Genomic DNA, 7,332 nt, shown 5'->3' on the forward strand with positions numbered 1-7,332 from the left:
ATGCCTGAACCGATGTCTGAACATTTTGCCTCCGATGCCGCCCATACCGCCACGTCAGTGGTCTTTGACGGCACGCCCCTGAGCATCGAAGCGGTGACCGCGCTGGCGCACCGCCGCGCCGGCGCCGTGCTGTCCGATGCGCCGGCCTTCCGCGCCCGCATCACGCGCGGCATGGCTTTCCTGGACCGGCTGCTGCAGGAGGACGGCCGCGTCTACGGCGTCACCACGGGCTACGGCGATTCATGCGAGACCACGGTGCCGGTCGCGCGCGCCTACGAGCTGCCGGTGCACCTGTACACCTTCCATGGCTGCGGGCTGGGCCGGCTGCTGGACGCTGACGAAACCCGCGCGGTGCTCGCCGCGCGGCTGGCCTCGCTGTGCCAGGGCTATTCGGCGGTGAGCCCCGCGCTGCTGGAACAACTGGCCGCGTTCCTCGCCCATGACGTGCTGCCGTGCATTCCCGCCGAGGGCTCGGTCGGTGCCAGCGGCGACCTGACGCCGCTGTCGTATGTCGCCGCGGCACTGTGCGGCGAGCGCGAGGTCGTGTACCAGGGCCGCCGCCAGCCCGCCGCCGAAGCGCTGGCCGCGATCGGGCGCGAGCCGCTGCGGCTGCGCCCCAAGGAAGCGCTGGCCATCATGAACGGCACCGCGGTAATGACCGGGCTCGCCTGCCTGGCGTGGCAGCGCGCCGCCAATCTGGCGAAGCAGGCCGCCACGCTGACCGCCGCCGCGGTGGCCGCGGTGGACGGCAACCCCTACCACTACGACGCGGCGCTGTTCGACGCCAAGCCGCATCCCGGCCAGAAGCGCGCCGCGCAGCGCATCCGCCAGCTATTGGGCGACTCGCGCGCGCCGCGCCACGCCAACCGGCTACAGGACCGCTATTCGCTGCGCTGCGCGCCGCATGTGATCGGCGTGCTGGAAGACGCGCTCGACTGGTCGCGCCGCTGGATCGAGACCGAGCTGAACAGCGCCAACGACAACCCGCTGGTCGAACCTGACGAAGAGCGGCTGCTGCACGGCGGCCACTTCTACGGCGGGCATATCGCCTTTGCCATGGACGCGCTCAAGACCGCCGTCGCCAGCGTGGCCGACCTGATGGACCGCCAGCTCGCCACGCTGGTCGACCCGCGCTACAACAACGGGCTGCCGGCCAACCTGTCCGGCGCCACCGGTGCCGATGCGCCGCTGAACCACGGCCTGAAGGCGGTGCAGATCGGCGCCTCGGCATGGACCGCCGAGGCGCTCAAGCACACCATGCCGGCCACCGCGTTCTCGCGCTCGACCGAATGCCATAACCAGGACAAGGTCAGCATGGGCACCATCGCCAGCCGCGACTGCCTGCGTGTGCTGGAACTGAGCGAGCAGGTGGCGGCCGCGATGCTGGTCGCGGTGCGCCAGGGCATCGCGCTGCGTCTGCGCACCGGCTACACGCTGCCGCAGCCGCTGCGGGCGCTGGCCGAGCGGCTGGAAGCGGAAATCCCGCTGATCGTGCAGGACCGCGCGCTCGAACCCGAGCTGCGCCGGCTGGTGCAGGAAGTGCGGCAAGCAAAGTGGTGTGCAAAGTGATGAGCGCCAGGAGAACGGCACGATGAACGCAGTCAATGTCTTTTTCCTGCAGGCGATGCTGGTGGTCGCGCTGCCCTACCTGCTATGGCGCGGCGCCGGGCTGCAATCGGTGTTCCCGCTGGTGGGCATACAGGTCCTCGCCGGCATCTTGCTGGGCCCGTCGGTGTTCGGACAGCTTGCGCCGCAAGGCTGGACCGCGCTGTTCGGCCCCGACCACCTGCCGATGCTGTCCGGGCTGCAGTGGCTGGCGGTGACGCTGTTCTGCTTCCTGACCGGCCTGCACCTGCGCGAGGGCGGCGTGCCGGCACAATGGCGCGCCACCCTGCAGATCTCGCTGGGCAGCATCGCGGTGCCGTTCGCACTCGGGGCCGTGGCGGGGTGGTGGATGTTGAGCGCCGGCTGGCCGGTTGCCGGTGAGCGGGCCGACCCCTACTGGTTTGCCTGTGCCATCGGCATCAGCACCGCCGTCACGGCGCTGCCGGTATTGGGGGCGGTGTTGCGCGAGATGCGGCTGACCGGCACCAACCTCGGCCAGCTGGCGCTGCGCTGCGCGGCGGTGAACGATGGATGGGTGTGGCTGTTTCTGACGCTGTTGCTGCTGCAGCAAGGCGGCCAGGAAGGCGCCGGTGCGCTTGCGGTCGCCGCGCGCGCCGGTGCCTACCTGGCATTGATGTTTGGCGTCGTGCGGCCCGCGCTGGCCTGGCTGCTGCGCCGTCGCGAACCGGAGACCGAGCTGTTGCTGGCGATCGCGCTGTTCCTGGTGCTGGCGTCGGCATTCCTTGGCGAGTTGGCTGGCCTGCACCATGTGATGGGCGGCTTCGTCGCCGGACTGGTGTGGCCTTCGCAAGCGGCGCAGCGCGTGCGCCAGCAACTGGAGCCGATGACGGTGGTGGTGCTGCTGCCGTTCTTCTTCCTCGCCGCCGGGCTGCGCACCGAGATCTCGCTGCAGGAGCCGATGGCGCTGTGGATCGCGGCGCTGTCGCTGGCAGTGGCCATTGCCGGCAAGATGGCCGGCGTCGCGCTTCCCGCGCTGCGCGCGGGCATGGGCTGGCACCAGTCGCTGGCCCTGGGTGCGCTGCTGCAGACCAAGGGGCTGGTCGAGCTGGTGGTGCTGACGGTGTTGCTGGACGCGCGCATCATCAGCACGACCGCTTTCTCCGGGCTGTTGCTGATGGCACTGGCCAGTACGCTGCTGGCGCGGCCGCTGACACTGTTGGTGGCGCGGGGGCGGTTGCACTGATCGCCCGCGCTACGCACCTTATACAGCCGTGAACCCCGGCAAGCGCACGATCTCCGCAGCAAGGAAATCCAGCAACACCCGCACCCGCGCCGGCTGGTAGCGGCGCGACGGGTACACCAGAAAGGCCTCCTGCGCGGGGGCGCTCCAGCGCGGCAGCACGCGCCGCAGCGCGCCGCTGTCGAGCAGGTCCTGCACCAGCCAGGCCGGCGTCAGGCCGAAGCCGGTCCCCGCCAGGAAACTCTCGCGCATCGCCAGCGAGTTGTTGACGCGGTAGCGGCACGGCGCGCTGACCAGCGCCTGGCCGCCGGGGCCGTCGAGCACGATATCGTCGCCGGCGGCCAGCCACGTGAAGCGCAGGATCTGGTGGCGGGCCAGGTCCGCGGGCTGGCGGATGCGCGGGTGTTGTGCGAGGTAGCCGGAAGCGGCCACCAGCATCCGCGGCGACACCGCGATGCGGCGCGCAATCACATTAGGCGGCAGCGTCGCGCCGAGCCGCACCGCGACATCGACGCCCTCCTCCACCAGGTCGACGAAGCGGTCGTCGAACAGCAACTCCACCTCCACCTCCGGATAGCGCTGCTGGAACGCCAGCACCAGCGCATTGAGCCGCAGTACGCCGAAGCTTGCCGGCGCGCTGATACGCACGTGGCCGGCGGGGTGGTCGGACAGGCCGCGTGCGTCGCTGACCGCTTCGCCGTACTCGTCCAGCACACGGCGTGCGCGCTCGTAGAAGCGCCGGCCCGCTTCGGTCGGCGACAGGCTGGTAGTGCTGCGCTCCAGCAGCCTGACGCCCATGTCGTGTTCCAGCGCCGCCACGATCTTGCTGATGGTGGGCTGGGTCGATTGCTGCTCGCGCGCCACGGCCGACAGGCTGCCCAGCTCCACTGCGCGCACGAAGACCTGCATCGCCCTGATGGTGTCCATTCCTCTCTCCGGGCAGCCCATTCGTTATTGGAATGAGCGATATGCCATTGTGCATGCTACCCGGCACAATCGGAATACCCTAACTTTGGCCTGTCCCGGCGCCGATGCCGGCCAATGTCCCGAGGCCAGATCCCATGTTTCCAGTCCGTATCCTGCGCAGCCTGTCTGCCGCTGCCCTTTCCGCTGCCGTGGCTGGCATGGCCATGCCGGCGCTTGCCAATCCTCTGCAAGACCCATCCTGGCTGACCAGCTGGATGGCCAGCCAGCAGCCGGTATGGCAGCCCGGCGAGCAACCGTTGCCGACCGGCGTGCCTGCGCATCTGGCGGGGCAGACGCTGCGGCAAGTGGTGCGGCTCAGTGTTGGCGGTGCGCGCGTGCGCGTGGTGCTGTCAAATGCCTATGGCAAGCAGCCCGTCACGGTAGGCGCGGTGCAGTTGGCGCGCCACACGGGCGGCGGCCGTGTCGATGCATCGCACGGACGCGCCGTAACCTTTGACGGCGGCGCGTCCGTCACCATCCCGGCCGGAGCCACCGTGGCCAGCGACCCGATTGCGTTCGATGCTGCTCCGCTCGGCGAACTGGCCGTCAGCCTCTACCTGCCGCAGCGCACCGGGGTCGAGTCGTTTCATTGGGACGGGCGCCAGACCGCATGGCTTGCAGCCGGCAACGCGACGGCGCAGGCCGCGCTGCCGCGGCCGGAGACCTTCAGCGCCCGCATCCTGCTGAGCGAACTGCAGGTCGATGCGCTACCGCATGCCGCCGCCGTGGTCGCCATCGGCGATTCGATCACCGAAGGCAACGGGTCCACGCCGGACACCAACCGCCGCTGGCCGGACGTGCTGGCACAGCGCCTGGCGGAAGACGGCGTGGCCGTGCTCAACGCCGGCATCTCCGGCGCCCGGCTGCTGCGCGACGGCATGGGCGCGTCCGCGCTGGCGCGGCTCGATCGCGACGTGCTGAGCCAGCCGCATCTGCGCGCTGTGATCGCGGCAATCGGCATCAACGATATTGCCTGGCCCGGCTCGACCTTTGCACCCGCCGATGGCGTGCCGCAAGCCGCCGAGTTGATCGACGGATACCGCCGCCTGATCGCGCGTGCGCATGCGCGCGGCGTGCGTGTGATCGGCGCCACCATCACGCCGTTTGCCGACGCGCTGCGCGATACGCCGATCCGCGGCTATGACGGCCCCGGCAAGGAAGCGGTGCGGCTCGCGGTCAATGACTGGATCCGCCATGGCGGCGAGTTCGATGCGGTGGTGGATTTCGATGCAGCGGTGCGCGATCCTGCGCGGCCGGAGGCGATGCTACCTTTGTTCGACAGCGGCGACCACCTGCATCCCGGCGATGCCGGCTATCGCGCCATGGCGGCGCGGATCGATGCGGCTTTGCTAAACAAGCCGGTGCGCGGCAAGGCGGATGTACGGGCCGATTGAAGGCGCCTGCGCTCAGTCCCGATCGGGGGCGCCAGGCGGGAAGAGCGGCCGGTACGGACGCGCCTCATCCACTGCGCGCGCGAACGCGGGCCGGGCGAGCAGCCGGCTGCGATAGGCGCGTACGTTGGCGCAGTGCTCGGGGATGGGATGTACCCAGTCCGCATAGAACAGCGACGGCGCCGCCGCGCAATCAGCCAGCGTGAAGTCGCTGCCCGCGGCCCATTCGCGGCCAACCAGCGTCTGCTCCAGCCACGCATACGCGCTCTCCAGCAGCTTGCGTGCATCGGCCACGCCAAAGGGGTCGCGCTGCTCCGGTTGGCGGATGTAGTCGAACACGATGCGCTGCATCGGCGTCATCACGTACTGGTCGAAGAAGCGGTCCAGCAGGCGTACCTCCAGCGCTGCGTCGGGGGATTCGGGCAGCCATCGCACCGGGCCGCGATGATGGATGTCCAGGTACTCGATGATGATGCTGGATTCGAGCACGGTCCGATCGCCATCGACCAGCACCGGCATCCGTTTGAGCGGCCATAGCTCGGCATGCTCGGCCTGGTTCTGCGCGTGTTCCGGCGACAGCATGCGGAATTCGAACGGGATTGCGTTCTCGTACAGCGCGAGCAGGACTTTCTGGCAGTAGGAAGAGAACGGGTGGGCGTAAAGGTGCATCGTGGTCTCCTGCTGATCTCAAGCGGATGTCTTATCGAATGAGCAAAGGCTGCACTTCGTCGATGCGCCGGCCCTCACCCCAACCCTCTCCCGCAGGCAGGAGAGGGAGCAAACAGCCAGGCGTCGCAAGCTCTAACGCGCGTCGATATTGCCACCGCCTGCCCTCTACGCCGGCACCTCGCATCCACGCAACGCGTTGTGTTGCTGCCACGCCATCATTCCGCCGCAGCAAAACGATCAGTCGCAGCAATCAACTGATCCAGAATCCCCGGCTCCGTCCACGCATGGCCGGCACCTTCGATCAAATGGAAATCGGCCTTGGGCCACGCCTGGTGCAGCGCATAGGCATAGCGCACCGGGCACGGCATGTCATAGCGGCCGTGCACGATAACGCCGGGGATATCGGCCAGCTTGTGCGCGTCGCGCAGCAGTTGCCCGTCTTCGAGCCAGCAGCGGTGGGTGAAGTAATGATTCTCCAGCCGCGCGAAGGCCAGCGCAAAATGTCCGTCGGCATGCTTGGCGCTATTGTCCGCGTCGGGCAGCAGCGTGATGGTTTCCCCCTCCCACACGCTCCACGCGCGCGCCGCTTCCACCTGCTTGTCCTTGTCCTCACCAGTCAGCAGCTTGCGATACGCGGCCATCATGTTGCCCCGCTCGGCCTCAGGAACCGGCGCCTGGAAGCGCTCCCACTGCTCGGGGAACATCTCCGACACGCCGTACTGGTAGTACCAGTCCAGCTCCGCCTGCGACACCGTGTAGATGCCGCGCAGCACCAGCTCACTGACGCGCTGCGGGTGCTTTTGCGCATACGCCAGCGCCAGCGTCGAACCCCACGAGCCGCCGAACACCAGCCAGCGTTCCACACCTGCCAGTGCACGCAGGCGCTCGATATCGTCCACCAGATGCCAGGTGGTATTGGCTTCCAGCCCGGCATGCGGCGTCGATCGACCGCAGCCGCGCTGGTCGAACAACAGCACGTCATAGCGCGCCGGATCGAACAGCCGCCGATGGTCCGCCGAGATCCCGCCACCCGGCCCGCCGTGCAGGAACACCGCGGGCTTGGCGCCCGGCGTGCCCACGCGTTCGTAGCAGATGACATGGCCGTCGCCGACATCCAGCGTGCCGGTTTGATAGGGCTCGATTTCGGGATAGAGGGTGCGCAGGGCGGACATGAGTGCGGGTTTCCGGAAGTCGGGATGCAACAGTGTACGCCGGTGGCGTGGATCATCGACCCAGCGTTGCAGGTCGGTTGGCGCGGGGATTGGCTTCACCAGACGATATGCATGCAAGCCTTGCTCAAAGTTGCGTAACGCTACACAGCATCGACTGCCGCCGTCCAGGGAGGACTGCGTGACTGCAGCCCGGGCGACAAGCAGGCGCGAAGTTCGAGGCGCAAAAAAAAGGGTTCTTCGCAGAAAACCGTGGCCCGAAAGAGCACATTTTGTATGCTGATGTCTGTTTCTTCAGGTATCAGGGGGATGTGTGCTGGATCGCAAGACG

The 7,332-nt window shown here is 68.2% G+C and carries 7 protein-coding genes; 3 read left to right on the forward strand and 4 right to left on the reverse strand.

Features of this window, described 5'->3' with window-relative positions; all coding sequences use genetic code 11:
* Positions 1 to 12 precede the first annotated feature (12 nt).
* Together AB1I47_RS25550 and AB1I47_RS25555 are read left to right on the forward strand one after the other, a co-directional pair.
* Positions 13 to 1,569, forward strand: a complete 1,557-nt coding sequence (locus AB1I47_RS25550; RefSeq protein ID WP_354686501.1) for an HAL/PAL/TAL family ammonia-lyase — start codon at positions 13 to 15, stop codon at positions 1,567 to 1,569.
* Between the two features lie 22 nt (positions 1,570 to 1,591).
* The gene (locus AB1I47_RS25555) at positions 1,592 to 2,809 is read left to right on the forward strand and encodes a cation:proton antiporter (protein ID WP_354686502.1); all 1,218 of its coding nucleotides are present in this window, start codon (positions 1,592 to 1,594) and stop codon (positions 2,807 to 2,809) included.
* Between the two features lie 18 nt (positions 2,810 to 2,827).
* Here AB1I47_RS25555 and AB1I47_RS25560 read toward each other — a convergent pair whose 3' ends face one another.
* The gene (locus tag AB1I47_RS25560; RefSeq protein ID WP_354686503.1) at positions 2,828 to 3,733 is read right to left on the reverse strand and encodes a LysR family transcriptional regulator; all 906 of its coding nucleotides are present in this window, start codon (positions 3,731 to 3,733) and stop codon (positions 2,828 to 2,830) included.
* A gap of 134 nt (positions 3,734 to 3,867) precedes the next feature.
* Between AB1I47_RS25560 and AB1I47_RS25565 the strand changes: the two genes are divergently transcribed.
* The gene (locus tag AB1I47_RS25565; protein WP_354686504.1) at positions 3,868 to 5,166 is read left to right on the forward strand and encodes an SGNH/GDSL hydrolase family protein; all 1,299 of its coding nucleotides are present in this window, start codon (positions 3,868 to 3,870) and stop codon (positions 5,164 to 5,166) included.
* Positions 5,167 to 5,178: 12 nt separating this feature from the next.
* On the opposite strand, the gene AB1I47_RS25570 is transcribed toward AB1I47_RS25565, so the two are convergent.
* The 3 genes from AB1I47_RS25570 to AB1I47_RS25580 all read right to left on the reverse strand — a co-directional run.
* Complete coding sequence (locus AB1I47_RS25570; RefSeq protein ID WP_354686505.1) at positions 5,179 to 5,832, reverse strand: glutathione S-transferase family protein; 654 nt, start codon at positions 5,830 to 5,832, stop codon at positions 5,179 to 5,181.
* A 215-nt stretch (positions 5,833 to 6,047) separates the two neighbouring features.
* Complete coding sequence (pip, locus tag AB1I47_RS25575; RefSeq protein ID WP_354686506.1) at positions 6,048 to 7,004, reverse strand: prolyl aminopeptidase; 957 nt, start codon at positions 7,002 to 7,004, stop codon at positions 6,048 to 6,050.
* Positions 7,005 to 7,144: 140 nt separating this feature from the next.
* A partial coding sequence (locus tag AB1I47_RS25580) for a hypothetical protein (protein ID WP_354686507.1) occupies positions 7,145 to 7,332 on the reverse strand: 188 nt, incomplete at its 5' end.

The sequence above is a fragment of the Cupriavidus necator genome, from assembly GCF_040578825.1.
GTDB classification, from domain to species: Bacteria; Pseudomonadota; Gammaproteobacteria; order Burkholderiales; family Burkholderiaceae; genus Cupriavidus; species Cupriavidus necator_E.

Bases quoted from the DNA above. Each gene is read 5' to 3' on its own strand.
- AB1I47_RS25550 (WP_354686501.1), top strand. From the start codon at position 13: ATGTCTGAACATTTTGCCTCCGATGCCGCCCATACCGCCACGTCAGTG.
- AB1I47_RS25555 (WP_354686502.1), top strand. From the start codon at position 1,592: ATGAACGCAGTCAATGTCTTTTTCCTGCAGGCGATGCTGGTGGTCGCG.
- AB1I47_RS25560 (WP_354686503.1), bottom strand. From the start codon at position 3,733: ATGGACACCATCAGGGCGATGCAGGTCTTCGTGCGCGCAGTGGAGCTG.
- AB1I47_RS25565 (WP_354686504.1), top strand. From the start codon at position 3,868: ATGTTTCCAGTCCGTATCCTGCGCAGCCTGTCTGCCGCTGCCCTTTCC.
- AB1I47_RS25570 (WP_354686505.1), bottom strand. From the start codon at position 5,832: ATGCACCTTTACGCCCACCCGTTCTCTTCCTACTGCCAGAAAGTCCTG.
- pip (WP_354686506.1), bottom strand. From the start codon at position 7,004: ATGTCCGCCCTGCGCACCCTCTATCCCGAAATCGAGCCCTATCAAACC.